Source organism: Sphingobium xenophagum NBRC 107872 (genome assembly GCF_000367345.1).
Lineage (GTDB): Bacteria > Pseudomonadota > Alphaproteobacteria > Sphingomonadales > Sphingomonadaceae > Sphingobium > Sphingobium xenophagum.
Genome location: NZ_BARE01000021.1, coordinates 1 through 18,670 on the forward strand (window position 1 = coordinate 1; position 18,670 = coordinate 18,670).

General features: G+C 65.1%; 20 protein-coding genes. 5 read left to right on the forward strand and 15 right to left on the reverse strand.

Features of this window, described 5'->3' with window-relative positions:
* Nucleotides 1-87: 87 nt before the first annotated feature.
* Nucleotides 88-978, reverse strand: a complete 891-nt coding sequence (locus SX1_RS11440) for a prephenate dehydratase (protein ID WP_017183839.1) — start codon at nucleotides 976-978, stop codon at nucleotides 88-90.
* Between the two features lie 185 nt (nucleotides 979-1,163).
* Between SX1_RS11440 and SX1_RS11445 the strand changes: the two genes are divergently transcribed.
* Nucleotides 1,164-1,784: a c-type cytochrome gene (locus SX1_RS11445; RefSeq protein ID WP_019053092.1), complete on the forward strand. Its 621-nt coding sequence runs from the start codon at nucleotides 1,164-1,166 to the stop codon at nucleotides 1,782-1,784.
* 33 nt (nucleotides 1,785-1,817) lie between these two features.
* Nucleotides 1,818-2,399 carry a GNAT family N-acetyltransferase gene (locus SX1_RS11450; RefSeq protein ID WP_019053093.1) on the forward strand — a complete coding sequence of 194 codons (582 nt, stop codon included), beginning with the start codon at nucleotides 1,818-1,820 and terminating at the stop codon, nucleotides 2,397-2,399.
* Between the two features lie 7 nt (nucleotides 2,400-2,406).
* On the opposite strand, the gene SX1_RS11455 is transcribed toward SX1_RS11450, so the two are convergent.
* Nucleotides 2,407-2,820, reverse strand: coding sequence for a nuclear transport factor 2 family protein (locus SX1_RS11455; protein ID WP_017183836.1), 414 nt, complete (start codon nucleotides 2,818-2,820; stop codon nucleotides 2,407-2,409).
* Between the two features lie 64 nt (nucleotides 2,821-2,884).
* Entirely contained in the window at nucleotides 2,885-4,219 is a 1,335-nt protein-coding gene (locus SX1_RS11460) for a hemolysin family protein (RefSeq protein WP_019053094.1), read from the reverse strand.
* A 165-nt stretch (nucleotides 4,220-4,384) separates the two neighbouring features.
* On the opposite strand from SX1_RS11460, the gene SX1_RS11465 reads away from it, so the two are divergent.
* Nucleotides 4,385-5,065, forward strand: coding sequence for a YiaD family glycine zipper/OmpA-like lipoprotein (locus tag SX1_RS11465; protein WP_017183834.1), 681 nt, complete (start codon nucleotides 4,385-4,387; stop codon nucleotides 5,063-5,065).
* 136 nt (nucleotides 5,066-5,201) lie between these two features.
* Here the strand turns inward: SX1_RS11465 and SX1_RS11470 are convergent, their stop codons facing one another.
* From SX1_RS11470 to SX1_RS11525, 12 genes are all read right to left on the reverse strand, one after another.
* Entirely contained in the window at nucleotides 5,202-5,822 is a 621-nt protein-coding gene (locus SX1_RS11470) for a MarC family protein (RefSeq protein WP_017183833.1), read from the reverse strand.
* Entirely contained in the window at nucleotides 5,819-6,493 is a 675-nt protein-coding gene (locus tag SX1_RS11475) for a hypothetical protein (RefSeq protein WP_019053095.1), read from the reverse strand. The genes SX1_RS11470 and SX1_RS11475 overlap by 4 nt, the downstream gene beginning before the upstream one ends.
* Complete coding sequence (gene folD, locus SX1_RS11480) at nucleotides 6,490-7,383, reverse strand: bifunctional methylenetetrahydrofolate dehydrogenase/methenyltetrahydrofolate cyclohydrolase FolD (RefSeq protein ID WP_019053096.1); 894 nt, start codon at nucleotides 7,381-7,383, stop codon at nucleotides 6,490-6,492. The genes SX1_RS11475 and folD overlap by 4 nt, the downstream gene beginning before the upstream one ends.
* Entirely contained in the window at nucleotides 7,380-7,697 is a 318-nt protein-coding gene (locus tag SX1_RS11485; RefSeq protein ID WP_019053097.1) for a DUF167 domain-containing protein, read from the reverse strand. Before SX1_RS11485 ends, folD begins: the two co-directional genes overlap by 4 nt.
* Complete coding sequence (locus SX1_RS11490; RefSeq protein WP_017183829.1) at nucleotides 7,694-7,984, reverse strand: YggT family protein; 291 nt, start codon at nucleotides 7,982-7,984, stop codon at nucleotides 7,694-7,696. The genes SX1_RS11485 and SX1_RS11490 overlap by 4 nt, the downstream gene beginning before the upstream one ends.
* Before the next feature lie 192 nt (nucleotides 7,985-8,176).
* Entirely contained in the window at nucleotides 8,177-8,731 is a 555-nt protein-coding gene (locus SX1_RS11495; protein WP_026149689.1) for a DUF1993 domain-containing protein, read from the reverse strand.
* Between the two features lie 34 nt (nucleotides 8,732-8,765).
* Nucleotides 8,766-9,683 (reverse strand): acetylglutamate kinase, encoded by a 918-nt coding sequence (gene argB, locus SX1_RS11500; protein ID WP_019053099.1) that lies wholly within the window; start codon nucleotides 9,681-9,683, stop codon nucleotides 8,766-8,768.
* Between the two features lie 219 nt (nucleotides 9,684-9,902).
* Nucleotides 9,903-10,574, reverse strand: a complete 672-nt coding sequence (locus tag SX1_RS11505; protein ID WP_017183826.1) for a queuosine precursor transporter — start codon at nucleotides 10,572-10,574, stop codon at nucleotides 9,903-9,905.
* A gap of 107 nt (nucleotides 10,575-10,681) precedes the next feature.
* A complete protein-coding gene (locus tag SX1_RS11510; RefSeq protein ID WP_019053100.1) occupies nucleotides 10,682-12,205 on the reverse strand; it encodes a Ppx/GppA family phosphatase in 1,524 nt (507 codons plus the stop codon).
* A 5-nt stretch (nucleotides 12,206-12,210) separates the two neighbouring features.
* Entirely contained in the window at nucleotides 12,211-14,349 is a 2,139-nt protein-coding gene (locus SX1_RS11515; protein ID WP_017183824.1) for an RNA degradosome polyphosphate kinase, read from the reverse strand.
* 5 nt (nucleotides 14,350-14,354) lie between these two features.
* Nucleotides 14,355-14,993 carry a P-loop NTPase family protein gene (locus tag SX1_RS11520; RefSeq protein WP_019053102.1) on the reverse strand — a complete coding sequence of 213 codons (639 nt, stop codon included), beginning with the start codon at nucleotides 14,991-14,993 and terminating at the stop codon, nucleotides 14,355-14,357.
* Complete coding sequence (locus SX1_RS11525) at nucleotides 14,990-16,285, reverse strand: hypothetical protein (protein WP_026002522.1); 1,296 nt, start codon at nucleotides 16,283-16,285, stop codon at nucleotides 14,990-14,992. Before SX1_RS11525 ends, SX1_RS11520 begins: the two co-directional genes overlap by 4 nt.
* Nucleotides 16,286-16,511: 226 nt before the next feature.
* Here SX1_RS11525 and purM point away from each other — a divergent pair, with 226 nt between their 5' ends.
* Entirely contained in the window at nucleotides 16,512-17,606 is a 1,095-nt protein-coding gene (purM, locus tag SX1_RS11530) for a phosphoribosylformylglycinamidine cyclo-ligase (protein WP_019053103.1), read from the forward strand.
* Between the two features lie 86 nt (nucleotides 17,607-17,692).
* The gene (gene purN, locus SX1_RS11535; RefSeq protein ID WP_019053104.1) at nucleotides 17,693-18,643 is read left to right on the forward strand and encodes a phosphoribosylglycinamide formyltransferase; all 951 of its coding nucleotides are present in this window, start codon (nucleotides 17,693-17,695) and stop codon (nucleotides 18,641-18,643) included.
* The last annotated feature ends 27 nt before the right edge of the window (nucleotides 18,644-18,670 follow it).

Here is an 18,670-nt window from a genome sequence, read left to right on the forward strand (position 1 = left end):
GTTACCCTATCGAGACGGCGACACCCCTCCGTCTGGCCTGCGGCCCGACACCTCCCCTGCAAGGGGAGGGTGATCGATTGCGCACCCCTAAGTTCTGGGCCGCGCCTGCCGATAACTGCCCAGCATCCGCACCCATTTGGTGTGGAATTCCAGTTCCGCCAGCGCCCGGTCGACCGCCGGGTCGCCCGGCATGCCTTCAATATCGCAGAAAAACTCCGTCGCGGCGAAACTCGCGCCGCGTTGATAGCTTTCCAGCTTGGTCATGTTGACGCCGTTGGTCGCAAAGCCGCCCATCGCCTTGTAGAGCGCGGCGGGGACATTCTTCACCTCGAACAGGAAAGTCGTCATGACCGGCCCGACATTGGCGACCGGCATCCGCGGCGCGCGCGCCAGCACCAGGAAGCGCGTTACATTATCGTCGCTATCCTCGATATTCTCCGCAATCAGCCGCAGGCCGTAGATCTCCGCCGCCAGATACGGCGCGATCGCCCCTTCGCCGGGCAGGCGCGTTTCCGCCACCAGCGCCGCTGCGCCCGCCGTATCGGCATAGGCGACCGGCTGGATGCCCCGTTCGCGCAGATAATGGCGGCATTGGCCCAGCGCCTGGGGATGGCTGATCGCGCTTTTGACCGGGCTGTTGTCCGGCGCCATCAGGCAATGGCGCACGCGCAGGAAATATTCGTCCACGATGGACAGGCCCGATTCGGGCAGCAGGAAATGCATGTCCGCCACCCGCCCGTGCAGGCTGTTTTCGATCGGGATGATCGCCCGTTCCGCCTGGCCGTTGCGCACGGCATCGATCGCATCCTCAAATGCGAAACAGGGCAAAGGCACGCAATCGGGCGCATAGCCAAGCGCCGCCAGATGCGAATTGGCCCCCGGCGCGCCCTGATAGGCGACGGCGCGGGCCGGGTCGGCGGCGGCTTTTTCAGCCAGTTGCGCGACAATCGCGCGCGCGGGGGCGGGATAGTTTTCCATGGATGGCTGCGCGCTTAGGCAGTTGCGCGGGGCCGCGCAAGCGTCGGCGGCGCAAGCGCGACACGCCCCTGCGCATTTGTGGTGTCAAGCCGGGTTGCACGTTCGCGTGTCCGCCATTATGGCAACGGCCAAGAGGGGGCGCCAAGACAGCCGCCCGAACAGAAATGCAAGGGAAATCGAGCGAAATGGGCGATCGTTTCAATACCGTAGCGGGCTGGGCGCTGTTCGCTGGCATTATCGCGCTCGGCGGCGCGATCGTCAGTTCCAAATATTTCCATGACGAACGGCCCGAACCGATGGGCTATGCGATCGAAGGCGTCGAGGCTGAAGGCGAAGGCGCGGCTTCCGGCCCCGGCCTCAACACCCTGCTGGCCAGCGCGGACGTCGCAGCGGGCGAGAAGGTGTTTGCCAAGTGCGCCGCCTGCCACACCATCACGTCGGGCGGCGCCAACGGCATCGGTCCCAACCTGTATGCGACGGTCGGCGAGGAAATCGGCAAGGGCAAGGCCGGTTTCGCCTTCTCGGCGGCGCTGTCCGGCAAGGGCGGCAGCTGGACCTTCGAAAATCTCGATCACTGGCTGAAAAGCCCGCGTGAATTCGCGCCTGGCACCAAGATGACCTTTGCGGGCCTTGGCAATCCGGTCGATCGCGCCAACCTGATCGCCTGGATGAACACGCAGGGTTCCAACCTGCCGCTGCCAGCTGCCGACGCTGCGCCGGCCGCCGAAGGCGCGAACGCCGCCGAAGCCGAAGCGGGCAACGCTGCCAATGCGAGCGAAGCTCCGGCAGCGAACGCTGCCGAGTAAAGCCCGATCGGTACGCCGGTCGACATATGCGAATTGACGGGCGCGGCACTGGGTGCCGCGCTCGATTCGTTGGCGGACCTGCGCATCGCGGTGTTCAGGGATTTCCCCTATCTCTATGACGGGGACCGCGCCTATGAGCGCGATTATCTGGCCGCCTATGCCGACAGCCCCGGCGCGCTGGTCGTCGGCGCCTTTGCCAGGACCGATCAGGGCGACAGGCTGGTCGGCGCCGCCACCGCCGCGCCTATGGCCGATCATGCCGCCGCCTTCGCCGCCCCCTTCCGCGCGCGCGGCATGGATATTGGCCATGTCTATTATTTCGGCGAATCGGTCCTGCTGCCCGAATGGCGCGGCCATGGCATCGGCCACGCCTTTTTCGACCGGCGCGAAGCCAGGGCGCGCGACCTTGGCTTTTCCATCGCGGCCTTCTGCGCCGTCATCCGCCCGGCCGATCACCCTGCCCGCCCCGTTGGCTACAGTCCGCTCGACCCCTTCTGGCGCAAGCGCGGCTTTGCGCCGGTCGATGGGCTGATCGGCCAGTTTGGCTGGAAGGACAGGGGCGACGCCGCCGAAAGCGACCACCCGATGCAATTCTGGGTAAAAAGGCTGGACTGATCGTCGCTCAGCGCTCCGGCACCCAGACCGCGCCCTTGATATGACGGATCAGTCCGTCCGCATCGAGCAGATAGAGGATCAGAAACTCCACATCTGCGCTGCCACCACGATTGACCGGCGTCATGCCCGGATAACCCTTTTCCGCCAGCACGGCCGGGGTCAGATCCTTCAGCCCTTCAAAGCGGATGACGACATGGGCGACGAAGCCATCCTGGCCCGGATAAAAGCCGCGGAACAGCACGGTTTCGCGGATATAGTCATGGAAAAACGCATAGAATTCGCGGAACGCCGCCTTTCCCTGGACCTTGAACCCCGCATTTTCCAACGCGAAATCGTCGGCAAAGAACGTTTCCAGCGTCTTGTAGTCGCGCGCGTTGAACGCGGCGACATAGGCCAGATAATCCTGTTCGGTAAATCGCATGATCCTCTCCTTTGGAGACAATCATAACGAATGTTAGTATTTCGGCAACCGATTGTCCCGCGCCTCAGCGCTCTGCGACCAGCACTTTGTCGATCTTGCGCCCGTCCATATCGACAATCTCGAAACGGAAACCCTGATCGTCGACGAAATCGCCGACTTCCGGCAGGCGCTTGAGCAGCCACAGCGCATGGCCCGCCACGGTCGCATAATCGCGATCCTCCGACAGGTCGATGCCGATCCGATCGGCCAGCTGGTCGATCGGCATCTGCCCCGACACCAGCAGGCTGCCATCCTCCCGTTCCACCACGTCGGGTTCGTCATAGGCGTCGCGGTCGGACGCGAAATGGCCCGCAATCGCCGACAACAGGTCGGCCGGGGTCACGATCCCCTCGAAATGACCATATTCGTCATGCACCATCACCATCGGCACGTCCGACCGGCGCAGCACTTCCAGCGCGTCCATCGCATCGACCTGGTCAGGCACCACCTCCGCCTTGCGCATCAGCGCGCCGACATTCAGCGTCTCGCCCCGGAACAGCGCGCTCATGATGTCGCGCGCCTGGACGATGCCGACAATATCCTCCACCGATCCGCGCCCCACCGGCAACCGGGTATGGGGCGTTTCCAGCAATCGCGCGCGAATCGTCGCGTCATCCGCCGCAATGTCGATCCAGTCGACATCCATGCGCTGCGTCATCACCTCGCGCACCGGCCGGTCGGCCAACCGCACCACGCCCGAAATGATCGCCCGTTCGCTTTCCTCGATCACGCCCGACCTGCTGGCCTCCGCGACGATCAGATGCAGCTCCTCGGCGGTCACATGCTGTTCCGATTCGCGGTTCATCCGCAACAGCTTGAAGATCAGCGCGCTCGACCCGTCGAGCACCCACACGACCGGCGCGGTCGCCTTGGACAGCCACAGCATCGGCCCGGCCATGATCACCGCAATCGGTTCGGGCGCACGCAGCGCAAATTGCTTGGGCACCAGTTCGCCAATGATCAGCGATGCATAGGTGGTAAAGCCGATGACCAGCGCAAAGCCCAGATTTTCCGCGGCATTGGACGACAGGCCTATGCCCAGATTCTGGCCCATCGCATAGAGCCGCTCGCCGACCGGGCCGCCCAGGCTCGCCCCCGAATAGGCGCCAGCGACAATGCCGATCAGGGTGATGCCGATCTGCACGGTGGACAGGAATTTGCCCGGATCGCTCGCCAGCCGCAACGCCGTCGCCGCGCCCTTGCGCCCGGCCTTCTCCAGCCCCTGCAAGCGCGGCTTGCGCGCCGATACGATGGCAAGCTCCGACATCGCGAAAATACCGTTCAACGCCACCAGGGCGAGAATGATGAAAAGATCGGCCCAGGGAAAGGGCGTCGGATTGGGAAGGGGGATCGTGGCCATGGCGGTCAGCGACCTCCTATAACCGTTATTCTTTCAATTGCACAACATCCCCATCATCGCCCGTTCAGTTCGCTTGTGGAACAAACACATAGCTCGGTGATTTTGGGGTTATTCGGCTCATACGGGCGCCAAAACGAGATTCAGGAAAGACAAGGGATCAGGATCATGAAGATTTCTCACCGCATCATCGGCGCGGCAGGCCTGGCCGCGATGCTGGCCACCACCGCCTGCACGACCGATCCCAACACCGGTCAGCGCACCATTTCCAAGGCCGCGATCGGCGGCATCGGCGGCGCGCTGGGCGGCTATCTGCTGGGCGATCTGGTCGGCGGGCGCAATGACCGGACCGAAAAGATTCTGGGGGCTGGCATTGGCGCCATCGCGGGCGCGGGCGTGGGCGCCTATATGGACGCCCAGGAACGCAAGCTGCGCGAAGAAACCGCCGGCACGGGCGTCGACGTGATTCGCGACGGCGACAATCTGCTGCTGCGCATGCCCTCCGGCATCACCTTCGGCTATGACCGCGCCGATGTGCAGCCCCAGTTCCAGCCGACGCTCAACGACGTCGCGAGCGTGCTGGCGCAATATCCCAAAACCTATATCGACGTGCTGGGCCATACCGACAGCGACGGGTCGGACGCCTACAACCAGACCCTGTCGGAACGGCGCGCCCGCTCCGTCGCCGACTATCTGATCGGTCGCGGCGTCCAGTCCGCCCGCATCGGTACGCGCGGCTATGGCGAAACCCAGCCGATCGCGTCCAACGCCACCGAAGAGGGCAAGGCCGCCAACCGCCGCGTCGAAATCAAGATCGCCCCCGTCACCGAAGCCGACGTGCGGGGTTAACAACTCATCCTCCCCTGCAAGGGGAGGGGGATCACGAAGTGGTGGAGGGGGCGTGCAATCAGGCGCCCCCCTCCGTCAGGCTTCGCCTGTTCAACAGAGGCACGTGACTCTATTGAACTCCCCGCGCCGGGGAGGATTAAAAACTCGCCTTCAACCCGTCGATCACGAACTGCGCCGCCAGCGCGGCCAGCAGCACGCCCAGCAACCGGGTGATCACCGCCTCTATCCTGTGGCCCAGCAGCGCCATCAGCGGCCCCGCCGCCAGCAACGCGCCCAGCATCAGCATCAGCGTTACGACGACAGCGCCCAGCACCACCATCCGCTCGCCCATGCCATCGGCGCGCGACATCAGCAGCATGACGGTAGCGATCGATCCCGGCCCGGCGATCATCGGCATTGCCATCGGGAATACCGACACATCCTCGACATGCCGCTCTTCGGCGCTGATCTTCTGTGCCCGGTCCTCGCGCCGCTGGGTGCGCTTTTCGAACACCATGTCCATCGCGATCATGAACAGCATGATGCCGCCCGCGATACGGAAACTGTCGAGCGCGATCCCCAGCACGCCCAGCAACTGCTTGCCCCATAGCGCGAACACCAGCAGGATCGCCGCGGCAATGCCGACCGCGCGGATCGCCATCGCCTTGCGCTGCGCCACCGTCGCGCCGCCGGTCAGGCTGGCATAGATGGGCGCACAGCCGGGCGGGTCGATCACCACGAACAGGGTGACGAAGGCGGAAATGAACAATTCGGTCATGATGCCGGCCCTACCCTGTCGTCGATCACAATATCATAGTCGCTGCCATTCCACATCCGCACCGTGACGCGGCGGCCGCCATCGGGCGCAACCTGCGCCGACCAGAGCAGGCTCTCGTCGGGCGGGGGCAGCGGCGCGTCCTTTCCTGCGGCTGGCGGACCATCCTGCGGCGGGCCTTCGCCGCGCGCGGGCCGCTTGCATGTCGCCACCTTGCCGCTCAGAAATTCCGGCGCCTCGCGCGCCTTGGCCAGCGTGTCGCCATGATCGGCGATCCACTTCCAGGCGCCCTTCTTGTCGCGCCGCCAGATGGTCGTGAAATAACCGACCGCGCCATCGGGCCGGGTCCAGTTGCCGGTGCTGGCGGCCAGATTGCCGTTGCAGGAGACATAGACGACGGATGGCGACCATTTGACCGACGCTGGCGGGTCGGCCCGCCCCTTCAGCCACGCCTTCGCCGACACCTGCTGCGGCACGAACATCACTGCATCATCGTCGGCCGTGGCGCGAAAGGCGGTCCATTGCCCCTTCTCCTGCGCCAGCCGGCTAAAGGCGATTTCGGCGGCGATCACGGAACTGGGATCGGGCTGAAAGCGCATCGGCGGTTTCGCCGCGACCAGCACCGCCGCGCCCAAGACCAGCAGCGGCGCCAGCAGCGTCGGGCGCACCCTCACAGCCCGTCGGGCTTCGCCAGCCCGGCGCGGGCATGGGCCGCGACCAGCGTATTGCGCAACAGCACCGCGATCGTCATCGGCCCGACGCCGCCCGGCACCGGCGTAATCGCGCGGACATGGGCCAGCGCCTCCGCCGTCGCGACATCGCCGACGATCCGGCTCTTGCCATCCTCGGTATCGGCCACCCGGTTGATGCCCACGTCGATCACCGTCGCGCCCGGCTTGATCCATTCGCCCTTGACCATTTCGGCCCGCCCCACGGCAGCGACGACGATGTCGGCGCGATGGACGATGCTCGCAATGTCGCGGGTGCGGCTATGGGCGATCGTGACGGTGCAGCTTTCCGCCAGCAGCAATTGCGCCATCGGCTTGCCGACAATGTTCGACCGGCCCACCACCACCGCTTCCAGGCCGCTCAGGTCGCCCAGTTCGTCCTTCAGCAGCATGATGCAGCCCAGCGGCGTGCAGGGGACCAGCGCCTCCTGCCCCGTCGCCAGCTTGCCGGCATTGACGACATGGAACCCGTCGACATCCTTGGCCGGGTCGATCGCGGCCAGAACGGCGCTCTCGTCGATATGATCGGGCAGCGGCAACTGGACCAATATGCCATCGACCCGCTCGTCATGGTTCAGCTCCTCGATCAGGTCGAGCAGATCGTCCGCGCCGATGCTCGCCGGGCGCTTGAACTCATAGCTTTCCATGCCGGTGGCGATCGTCATCTTGCCCTTGTTGCGCACATAGACCGCGCTGGCCGGGTCTTCGCCCACCAGCACCACGGCCAGACCCGGCTTGCGCCCCGCCTGCGCGGCGAAAGCGCTCACGCCCTCCGCCACCTTGTCGCGCAGCCCCGCCGCAAAAGCCTTGCCGTCGATGATCTTGCCGATGGTCATGTCACGTCAACCTGTTCTTCTATGATGGCGATCAGGCGCGGCTGTGCGCCGCCCCGGATACGCAGCCGCTTTAGCCGGTTGCTGTCCCCCGATTCCAGCGAAATCGCCCCCTTGGGCCAGTCGAGATATTTGCTGAGCAGGGCGACCAGCGCGTCGTTGGCCCGCCCTTTTTCCGGCACGGCGGTCACGCGGGCGGACAGCCATTGCGCGCCCTTTTCATCCGTCCATATGCCGCCGATCGCTGCCTTCGATGCGCCGGGGGTCAGCCGGACGGCCAGGATCAGGTCGTCGCCCGTCTGGCTCCAGACCGTCACACCAGCCCGAACAGCGGCGGCAACACAGCCTGGCGGATGATCAGGATCGCCAGCAGCACGACCATCGGCGAAAGGTCCAAAGCGCCCAGATCGGGCATGACCTTGCGAATGGGATTATAGATGGGCGCGGTCATCCGGTCGAGCGCGGTCATGACGGTACGGACGAAATCACTGCCCATATTCACGATGTTGAACGCGATCAGCCAGCTCATGACGGCCTGAATGATGATGATCCACCACAGCACGTCGAGCAGGATGACGATGATCTGATAAAGCGCGTAGGCCATGAGGTCTCCGAAAAATATTGCCTCTCTCTACCCCGTCCGATGGCCGGGGGACAAGCATCGCCGCACGCTTTCCGAAAGCTTTTTCCTGGCTGGCATGGGCATCACAGGCACATAGGGTATCGGGCCGAAGCGGCGCATGATCGCATCGGCGCAATGCTGACCGGGCGTTCGCCGCGCCGGGACAGGCCCCGATCAGGCGGTCGGCATCGTTCCCGGCCGGATAGTGGGGAACAGGTGCGCGACATAGTCCGCCTTGCCCAGTTCCACCCCATTGGCCCGCAGGATCGCATAGGCCGTCATCAGGTGAAAATAAAATTGGGGCAGCGCCCAGTCGCGCGCATATTGTTCGGCGGTCAGATCCAAAATCATCCCGTTGGGCAGCGCATGGGCAATCATCGTGCCAGCGGCGGCATCCAGCGCATCGGGGGCCAGCCCCTCCAGCAACGCCAGGGTTTGCGCGATCCGGCCCTTGGCATCCGCGATCGAACCGGGATGCTCCGCCCCATTGCGCCCCTCATCGCGCAACGCGCCCAGCGAATCCGGAAAATCCTCTCCCTTCAGTCGACACATCGCTTCCTGCGCCTGCACACAGGCGAAGCGGATCTGCGTCGACAGGGGGAACATGTCGGGCGCCAGACGCGCGGACAGCAGTGCATCGCCGGTGGAACCATCCGCCTTCTCCAGCCAGGTGGACAGACGATTGAGCATCTGCACAAAGGTCGGGACTAGAAGTTGGGTCAGCGACATGGATCGGCTCTCCGGACAGGGTGCAGGTGACGGCTTATTTGCGAATCAGCGTGCCCGCGCCGCGCTTGGTGAAGATTTCCAGCAGCATGGCATGCGGCACCCGCCCGTCCAGAATGACGGCGGCGTCTACCCCGCCCTCGACCGCCTTGACGCAGGTTTCCAGCTTCGGGATCATGCCGCCGCTGATCGTGCCATCCTGTTGCAGCACCTCGATCGCGGCGGGATCAAGATCGGTCAGCAGATTCTTGTTCTTGTCCAGCACACCTGCCACGTCGGTCAGCAGGAAGAAGCGCGACGCGCCCAGTTCCGCCGCGATCGCGCCTGCCATCGTGTCGGCGTTGACATTATAGGTATGGCCATCCGCGCCGATGCCAACCGGCGCGACGACCGGAATGATCCCGTCCTGCGTCAGCGTATCCAGGATACGCCGGTCGACCTTCACAGGATCGCCGACAAAGCCAAGGTCCACATTGCGCTCGATCCCCGAATTGGGGTCCGCCTCACGCTTGCCCAGCACCTTTTCGCAGACGACCAGCCCGCCATCCTTGCCCGAAATGCCGACCGCCCGGCCACCAGCGCCAGCGATCCAGCCGACGATTTCCTTGTTGATGGAACCGGCCAGCACCATTTCGGCGATCTTGGCGGTTTCCGCGTCCGTCACGCGCAGCCCGCCGATAAATTCCGATTCGACGCCCAGCTTCTTGAGCATCGCGCCGATCTGCGGCCCGCCGCCATGGACGACGACGACATTGATGCCGACCGCCTTCATCAGCACGACATCCTCGGCAAAATCGCGCGCCGCTTCCGGGTCGCCCATCGCATGGCCACCATATTTCACGACAAAGGTCTTGCCCGCATAGCGCTGCATATAGGGCAGCGCCTCGACGAGGGTTTCAGCCTTGGCGAGCAGCGCCGGGACGGGATCATGCGAACTGGTCATGCGCGGGCGCATAGGGGCAAAGCAGGCGTGGAGCAAGAAGCGACGCGCGCCCGCCCGCTTCGCGCGCCAACCGGCATCATCCAACGCCCCCGAAGCTACCGAAGCCAGGCCCCCAACGCCGCGCAACACCGCATTACAATTCGATTAGTTAGCTAACTAATCCATTTCCGCCATTATCGTGCATATGTTCGGCTTACTGTCGCACATTGCCGGGGTCGACTGCCGCCGCCCTCAGCGGTCCAGCCGCCGCCCCAGCGCCACCAGCAGATAAATGACCGGCGGCACCAGCAATGCGGACAGCACGACCTTGGCCAGCATCTGCCCCAGCAACAACTCGCCGATCGGAAAGACGCCGTAAAAGGCGATGGTCACGAACAGCAGCGTGTCGGCGATCTGCGACAGGATGCTCGCCACCGCCGCGCGCAGCCACAGCAGGCGACCGCCCTCCCGCCCCTTGAGCATCGCGAACAGGGTGACGTTCAATGTCTGCGACACGCCATAGGCGATGATGCCGCCCGCCCAGATGCGCGGCGTACCGCCCATCATCATGGCAAAGGCTTGGGCGCGGGCCGGGTCCATATCTCCCGCAGCGGGAGCCGCCAGGACCAGAACCGACAGCAGGATAGAGGCGATCAGCGGCAGGAAGCCGATCTGCACCAGCCGGTTGGCCACCGCGCGGCCATGAAGCTCGGCCACCGCGCTGGAAATCGTCACCAGCAGCAGGAAGGCGAAAATCCCCGCCTCCACCGCCAGCGGACCCAGCCCCAATGCTGGCCCGATCGCCGATACCGGCCCCAGCGTGACCTGCTTGTTGCCCAGCACGCCCGCAATGCAGACCATGCCGCCATAAAAGATCGAAAAGCCAAAGAGCGATCGGCTGAGCGGCGCGGGAGAAGATGTCATCGCCGGGGCTTAGCCAAGATTACGCGGCAGGGGAAGGTGGGCAGTGCGGGCATGTTGCTCGGTCCGTCATCCCCGCGTCCACCGGCATGACGAACCTGTTGAAGTCCCTACCCCTCACCCCGCACCAGCCGATATTTCACGCCCAGCGTCTGTGCCAGATGCCGCAACCGCCGTTCCACCACTTCGCCGCCCAGCGCCACATCGTCGCTGTCCAGTTCCAGCAGCAACAGCCCGTCCCGCAACGTCAGCCGCGTATGGGTCAGCGGCCGCTCGACCCCGCCAGACAGGCGCTGCGCGAGTCGGATCGCCAGCCCCCACAGCATCGCCCGGTGCAGCGCCTCGGCACTGGCGAGCCGTTCCAGCCCCGGCGCGATCGCCGTGCCGCCGCCAAAATGGCTGAACAACGCCTGCCCCAGCATTGCCCGCTCCGCCGCGGTGATGCCCACCCAATTGCTGTGCAGCGCAATCTCCATGCCCCGTTCGGCGCGGAAATCGGGATTGGCGCGCCAGCCGACATCGGCCAGCAGGCAGGCAGCGCGGCGGATACGGCGGGCGGCGGGCACATCATCGGCGAACAGGGGGGCGATCCAGCGTTCGATCCGGTCGCCATGGCCGCGAAACCGCGATTGCGCCTCCCCCTCCGCTTCGGCTGCGACCAGCAGCGGATCTTCGCCACGAATTTCGGGCGGCAGCCCTTCGAACAGCAATCCCTCGCGCAGGCCATAGGCGGACACGACCAGACGGCTCGATCGCAACTGGCGCACGACCACCGACAGCAACGCCGCCGCATCGCCCAGCGTCGGCACGCGCGACCCGCTCATGCCCGGAATTTCCTTCAACCGCGCGCGATCGACATGGGACACGATACGGATCAGCTGCTCGGCGCGGGTCGCGGGCATTTCATATTGATGCACCACCGGCAGCGGAAACTGGGTCAGTTGCATGTCGAACCGCGCCAGCGCCCGCCACGACCCGCCGACCAGATAGAATGGCAGGTCAGGCGCCTGATGCCACCCGGCATCGGCCAGCATCTTGGCCACCTGCCGTTCCAGCAACCTTGGCCCCTTGGCGCGGATTTGCGGCAGGCGCAGTACGCCCAGCGGCAGGGATATGGTGTCATGCACCTGCCCGTCCCTGATCCGCGCCAGTTCCAGACTGCCACCGCCCAGATCGCCGACTATGCCGTCGGCATGCGGAATGCCCGACAGCACGCCCATCGCCGCGCCGACTGCTTCCTGCCGGCCCGACAGCAATTCCACCGTCAGCCCCATGGCGGCAGCGCGGGCGATGAATTCCGGCCCGTTGGTCGCGTCCCGCACCGCCGCGGTCGCCACGCAGCGAATATCGGCAACCTTCATTTGCCGGCACAGATGGGCAAAGCGTTCGGCCGCGCGCAGTCCGCGCTCCATCGGTTCCGGCTCGATCTGTCCGGTCCGCGCCAGCGCCGCGCCCAGCCCCGCCATCACCTTTTCATTGAACAGGATGAACGGGATACGGCGCGGCCCGTCATACACCACCAGACGCACACTGTTGGAACCAATGTCGATGATCGCGGTGCGACCCGTCGTCGGTTGCGCCGACATCGTCATCGTATGCGCCGCTTCGCGGACCCGGCTGAGCATGGAATTCATCAGGCTCAGGTCCGCCCGCGCAGGCGCAAAGTCGGCACCGCTTCATTGTCCAGCGCCGCGCCCCGCCCCGACAGGGACGGGTTCGTCATGAAATAGCGGTGCAGGTTGAACGGCTTGTCGCCCGGATCGAGCCTGGTGTAATGCCCCGTGCTGTCGAGCGTCCAGCTTTGTTCGCTGTCGATCAGATTGGCGACCATCACCTGGTCCAAAATCTGGTCATGCACGGTCGGATTTTCGATCGGGGCCAGGAATTCGACGCGCCGGTCGAAGTTGCGCGGCATCCAGTCGGCCGAACTGATATAGACTTTGGCGCCGTTATTGGGCAGCGCCTTGCCATTGCCGAACACGGCAATGCGGCTATGTTCCAGAAAACGGCCGACCACCGACTTGACCCGGATATGTTCCGACATGCCCGGCACGCCGGGGCGCAGGCAGCAGATGCCCCGCACGATCAGGTCGATCTGCACCCCGGCATTGCTGGCGGCATAGAGTTTTTCAATCAGCGCCGGATCGACCAGGCTGTTCATCTTGGCCCAGATGGTGCCGGGGCGACCGGCGCGGACATGGTCGATCTCGGCATCCACCATCGCGCACAGATGATCGCGCAGGCTGCGCGGTGACATGACCAGCTTTTCCAGCCCCTGCGGCTCAACATAGCCGGTGATATAGTTGAACAACGCGGCGGCATCCCGGCTGAAGGCCGGATCGGCGGTGAAGAAGCTCAGATCGGTATAGATGCGGGCCGTGACCGGATGATAATTGCCGGTGCCAAAATGGCAGTAGCTGCGAAACTGATCCCCCTCGCGCCGGATCACCATCGACACTTTGGCGTGGGTTTTCCAGTCGATGAAGCCATAGACGACCTGCACGCCGGCCCGCTCCAGCGCGTCGGCCCACATCAGGTTCTGCTCTTCGTCGAACCGCGCCTTCAATTCGACCACGGCGGTCACGGACTTGCCCGCCTCCGCCGCGTCGATCAGCGCGCGGATGATCGCGGACTGCTTGCCCGCGCGATAGAGCGTCTGCTTGATCGCCACCACATCGGGATCGACCGCCGCCTGCTTCAGGAACGCGACGACGACGTCGAACGCCTCATAGGGATGGTGGACGACAATATCCTTCGCCCGGATCGCGGCGAAACAATCGCCGCCATATTCGCGGATGCGTTCGGGAAAGCGCGGCGCATAGGGTTCGAATTTCAGGTCGGGCCGGTCCTCCTCGACGACGCCGGACAGGTCGCCGATGCCGATGAACCCTTCCACCTCGACCACCACGGCCTCATGGCCCTGAAGCATGTCCTGCAACATCTCCTCGACCGGTTCGGGGATGCGCTCTTCTATCTCCATGCGGATGACGCGGCCCCGGCGGCGGCGCTTGATCGCGCTGCGATAGTGGCGGACCAGATCCTCGGCCTCTTCCTCGATCTCGATGTCGCTGTCGCGGATGATGCGGAACACGCCGCTGTTGCGCACCATATATCCGGGGAACAGATCCACCGAAAAACGCCGCACCACCGCCTCCAGCGCCATGTAACGCGCCGGTTCGCCGGGAATGCGGACAAAGCGTGCGAGCGATGCGGGGATCATCACCAGTTCACGGATCGGCTGCTTGTCCGACAGGCGTTGCAGGTCGAATACGATCGACAAGCCCTGATTGGGGATGAAGGGAAAGGGATGGGCCGGGTCCAGCGCCTGCGGCGTCAGGATCGGGAAGATCTGGTTCAGGAAATGGTCCCGCAGCCAGGCTTCGCTCAGTGGATCGATCGGACTGGTCGGGCCGACCACTTCGATCCCCACCTGCGCCAGCTCACTATGGACGACGCCCCACACCTTCTGCTGCGCCTGCATCAGCCGGTCGGTTTCCGCCGCAATGGCCGTCAATTGCTGCCCCGCGGTCAGCCCGTCGGCCGAACACATGTCCACGTCCTGCAACTGCTGCCCCTTGAGGCCCGCGACCCGGACGGAGAAGAATTCGTCCAGATTGGCGCCGGAAATCGACAGGAAGCGCAACCGCTCCAGCAGCGGATGGGCGCGGTTCATCGCCTCCTCCAGCACGCGCTGGTTGAACGCCAGCCAGGACAGCTCACGGTTGAAATAGCGACCCATCGGCTGGGTCAGGCTGGTCGCGGGATCGGCTTCGGCCACTGGGATCACTCGCATGGATCGAGGGAAGGGTCAGGCGCTACTATAGGCAGATAGCCAGCGCCTTGCAGGCAGTCTTTTGCCATTGAGATGGAAATCTTACGGCCAGATGACAAAGCCGCCTGGTCGAGCAGCCGCGTAACCGCCGCGATTGCGCCATAGCTACGCTCTATCCGGCGCAACAGCCAGTCGGGCAGGTCGGCGGCGAAGCGTGCCCCCGCCGCGCCCAACTGGCGCTCGATCAGCGCGCGCGCCAGCGCCTCGTCCGGTTCGGCGATCGCGACATGGGGCGCAGCGGCCAGCCGCGATCGCAGGTCGGGCAGCGCCACGGTCCAGCTGGCGGGGGGCGCATGGCCGATCATCAGCAATGGCTGGCGGCTCGTCTGCGCCTCGTTCCAGGCATGGAACAGCGCATGTTCGTCCTTTCCCTGCGCATCGTCGATCACGCTGCCACCGCTCATCTGCGTGAAATGGCGCGCCAGCGTCGATCGGCCCGACAGGGGCGGCCCGGTCAGCACGCTCACCGACAGCGGCCAGTCGCGCCAGCGTTCCAGATGGGCGACCGCCTGGGCATTGGCGTCGCTGACCAGAAAATCTCCGCCGCTGGCCGCGCCTTGCCAGTCGAAAGGCAGGCTGATCTGGCTCATTGCTGTGATGGCGGCGTCGGCTGCGGCGCCTGCCTGCGCACGATGCGCAGGGTGGTGCCCGATACGCTGACAGTATAGCCGCGCGCCTGTAACCCGTTGCGCAACATATCCACCGTGCCGTCAAAGCTGACCTGCATCACCGACGTGCCGCCCAACGCCAGGCTGCTGGTCGATGCCGACCGCACGCCGGGGATCGCCCGCACCGCCGATTCGCCCGCGCTGATCGACCCGACATCGGGCGTGTCGAACTGGATCGCGAAACTGCTGGTGCCGCTCGTGCTGGCCGCCGTCGGCAGATCGTCCGTCTCGATCACCGTATCGGTCGCATTCTCGATCGCCAGCGCGTCGGGATCGACCGGCTCCTCGATGATCAGCGACGGGTCGGGGCGCAGGCGGCCATCATTGAGCGCGCGGATATACATTTCGTCGATCCGCCGCGCGCCCTCGTCCAGCATCTGCGCAACGCCGCTGGCATTGGACGCGCGCAGCGTCACGCTGCCGATCAGGCTGTTGTCCGGGCCATAGCGCGCGGTGAAGGTGCCGGTCACCGGGCCGCCGGGATAGGCGCGGTCCAGCCGCGCGATCGGGATCACCACGTCGGCCGCGCCATATTGGTCGAGCAGCACCCGCCACCACAGGCGTCCGCGCCGCCCGGTCTGCCCGGCCGTCAGCAAAATCGGGTCCGCGACCGACCCGGCCACGCGCACATAGTCGATCGCGCTGTCGCCGGTGCGATACCGCGCCCAGGCCTTCTGCCATTCATTGGTCCGTTCATAGGACACCGCAGATCCGCCATCCCACAGAACCGGTATCACCAGCAGCGGCGGCGACCGCATGACATTGCCCGACACGCCCAGCAATTGCCCGGTACGCGCCCGGTCGAACAATATGCCCAATGTCGCGACATAACGGGTCGGTCCGGCCTGCTCGAAATCAATCTCTATGCCCGAAACCATCGCCTCGATCTGCGAATCGGACAGGGCCGGCGCGCCGCCGCCGCCATGGGTGCGCGTCCACAGCATCCGCCACGCCTGCCGCTGCGCCATCCGCCACCCGGCATAGCGGGCGCTGTCGGCATCCTTGGCGACGACATCGACCTTGACGCCGCGCACCTCGAAATCGCCGCCACTGGCGATCGGCGGGACGCCCCGCTCCCCCTCCATCTGCGCGAACAGCGCTGCGGCAATCAGGCCGATCGCGATGGCGAGGAGGATCTGGACCGGGCGCGACACGGCGCGCAGCAGCGCGCCGGGCTGGAACGGCAGGCGGTTAAGGGTCTGGCTCAGGCTCACGAGCGCCTTTTGGCGGGATTTGCCCAGGATGCCAAGCGCCAACCTTCAAGGCCCCTCACCCCTACCGTTCGGGCTGAGCGAAGTCGAAGCCCTCTGCTGAACGCAGTGAAGCACTCCGCTACGCTCGGTAAAGCCCTTCGATGTCGCTCAGGGCGAACGGATGTGCAATGATGCCGCCAAGATCGAAGGTTCCGTTTTGCCCGCCTTTGCTCTAGGGCGCTCCCCCATGAGTGAGAACGAATCCTACAGCTACGCCAAGGCTGGCGTCGACATCGCCGCGGGCAACGCCCTCGTCCGCGCCATCGCGCCGCTGGCCAAGGCGACCCGCCGCCCTGGCGCAGACGCCGAACTTGGCGGATTTGGCGGCTTTTTCGACCTGAAGGCCGCAGGCTATGACGATCCGCTGCTGGTCGCGGCCAATGACGGCGTCGGCACCAAGCTGAAGCTTGCGATCGACCATGATCGCCATGATGGCGTGGGCATCGACCTGGTCGCCATGTGCGCCAACGACCTGATCGTCCAGGGGGCAGAGCCGCTTTTCTTCCTCGACTATTATGCCACCGGCAAGCTGGAAAGCGGCGTCGCCGAACGTGTCATCGCCGGGATAGCCGAGGGGTGCCGGATCGCCGGTTGCGCGCTGATTGGCGGCGAAACCGCCGAAATGCCCGGCATGTACGGGCCGGGCGACTATGATCTGGCGGGCTTCTGCGTCGGCGCGGTCGAACGGCAGAAGGCGCTGACCGGCAATCGGGTCAAGGTCGGCGACGTGCTGTTGGGCCTGGCATCCTCCGGCGTCCATTCCAACGGTTTCTCGCTGGTCCGCCGCCTTGCCGCCGACAAGGGCTGGAAGCTCGACCGCCCCGCCATTTTCGATCAGGATATTTTGCTGATCGACGCGCTGATGGCGCCCACCAAAATCTATGTGAAAAGCCTGCTGCCCCTGGTCCGCGCCGGCATGATCAATGCGCTGGCCCACATCACCGGCGGCGGACTGCTGGAAAATATCCCGCGCGTCCTGCCCGACGGCTGCCATGCGATGGTCGATGCCGACGCATGGGAGCAGCCGCGCCTGATGGCCTTCCTCCAGGCGCAGGGCCATATCGAACCGGGCGAAATGGCGCGGACCTTCAACTGCGGCATCGGCATGGTGCTTAGCGTCGAAGAAGGCCATGTCGCAGGCGTCACCACCGCGCTCGAAGCCGCGGGCGAAACCGTCCATCGCATCGGCGAAGTCCAGGCGGGCGAGAAGGGCTGCACCGTCCGCGGCTCGGTCGAGACATGGAGCGGCAAGGCCGACTGGCGCGCGACGCATCTGGGCTAAAATCACCCCCTCCGTTCGTTTCGAGCGAAGTCGAGAAACGGTCGCGCCAGGGTTCTCGACTTCGCTCGAACCGAACGGATGTTGTTATGCAAAAGGCAAAAGTCGGCGTCCTGATCTCCGGTCGCGGGTCCAACATGGCGGCGCTGCTCTATGCGGCCAAGGCGGAAAGCTGCCCCTATGAGATCATACTGGTCGCCGCCAACGATCCCGATGCCGCTGGCCTGACGCTGGCCGCTGCGGAGGGGATCCCCACCTTCGGCCAGAGCCATAAAGGCCATAAGCGCGCGGAATTCGACCGGATCATCGACGCAAAGCTGCGCGCGGCGGGCGCGCAATATGTGGCGCTGGCGGGCTATATGCGCCTGCTGTCGCCCGAATTCGTGTCGGGTTGGGAAGGCCGAATGCTCAACATCCACCCCAGCCTGCTGCCCAAATATAAGGGGCTGGACACCCACCAGCGCGCTATCGACGCGGGCGACAGCCATGCCGGTTGCTCGGTCCATATCGTCACCGCCGAACTGGACGATGGCCCGGTGCTGGGCCAGACCGCCGTCGCTATCCTGCCCGGCGACACCGCCGACAGCCTGGCCGCCCGCATCCTCATCGCCGAACATCAGCTCTATTCCCGCACGCTGGCCGATTTCGTCACCCGCGAGCGCCAGCCCGACTGGCTGCTCAACAAGGTCCGCGAAAGCGCGCTGGCCCTGCCGCAGGCGGACGAGATCGTTTCGCACGGCATGCCCTGCTTCGGCATCGTCAAGGGCAAGAAATTCGCCTATTTCACCCGCGACCATCATGGCGACGGCATCATTGCCCTGCTGGTCAAAACCACCGCGCCAGAAGAACAGGCCAGCCTGATCGAAGCCGATCCGGCCCGCTATTACCGCCCCGCCTATTTCGGCAATGAATGGGTCGGCATCCGGCTGGACCTTGGCGACACGGACTGGGACCATGTGGCGCAACGGCTGCGCGAAAGCTGGCGTCAGGTCGCTCCGCGCAAGTTGCTTGGCCTCATGGACATTGCGGACGAATTCTGACCCCTTCCCTTTGCCCGGCCGGATCAC

What these genes read in the sequence shown, in the direction of transcription:
- SX1_RS11495 (WP_026149689.1), bottom strand. Translation starts at nt 8,731, where the DNA reads ATGTCGCTGACCCAACTTCTAGTCCCGACCTTTGTGCAGATGCTCAAT.
- SX1_RS11470 (WP_017183833.1), bottom strand. Translation starts at nt 5,822, where the DNA reads ATGACCGAATTGTTCATTTCCGCCTTCGTCACCCTGTTCGTGGTGATC.
- SX1_RS11445 (WP_019053092.1), top strand. Translation starts at nt 1,164, where the DNA reads ATGGGCGATCGTTTCAATACCGTAGCGGGCTGGGCGCTGTTCGCTGGC.
- SX1_RS11490 (WP_017183829.1), bottom strand. Translation starts at nt 7,984, where the DNA reads ATGGCCTACGCGCTTTATCAGATCATCGTCATCCTGCTCGACGTGCTG.
- SX1_RS11440 (WP_017183839.1), bottom strand. Translation starts at nt 978, where the DNA reads ATGGAAAACTATCCCGCCCCCGCGCGCGCGATTGTCGCGCAACTGGCT.
- purN (WP_019053104.1), top strand. Translation starts at nt 17,693, where the DNA reads ATGCAAAAGGCAAAAGTCGGCGTCCTGATCTCCGGTCGCGGGTCCAAC.
- SX1_RS11505 (WP_017183826.1), bottom strand. Translation starts at nt 10,574, where the DNA reads ATGACATCTTCTCCCGCGCCGCTCAGCCGATCGCTCTTTGGCTTTTCG.
- folD (WP_019053096.1), bottom strand. Translation starts at nt 7,383, where the DNA reads ATGACCATCGGCAAGATCATCGACGGCAAGGCTTTTGCGGCGGGGCTG.
- purM (WP_019053103.1), top strand. Translation starts at nt 16,512, where the DNA reads ATGAGTGAGAACGAATCCTACAGCTACGCCAAGGCTGGCGTCGACATC.
- argB (WP_019053099.1), bottom strand. Translation starts at nt 9,683, where the DNA reads ATGCGCCCGCGCATGACCAGTTCGCATGATCCCGTCCCGGCGCTGCTC.
- SX1_RS11510 (WP_019053100.1), bottom strand. Translation starts at nt 12,205, where the DNA reads ATGAATTCCATGCTCAGCCGGGTCCGCGAAGCGGCGCATACGATGACG.
- SX1_RS11460 (WP_019053094.1), bottom strand. Translation starts at nt 4,219, where the DNA reads ATGGCCACGATCCCCCTTCCCAATCCGACGCCCTTTCCCTGGGCCGAT.
- SX1_RS11465 (WP_017183834.1), top strand. Translation starts at nt 4,385, where the DNA reads ATGAAGATTTCTCACCGCATCATCGGCGCGGCAGGCCTGGCCGCGATG.
- SX1_RS11520 (WP_019053102.1), bottom strand. Translation starts at nt 14,993, where the DNA reads ATGAGCCAGATCAGCCTGCCTTTCGACTGGCAAGGCGCGGCCAGCGGC.
- SX1_RS11455 (WP_017183836.1), bottom strand. Translation starts at nt 2,820, where the DNA reads ATGCGATTTACCGAACAGGATTATCTGGCCTATGTCGCCGCGTTCAAC.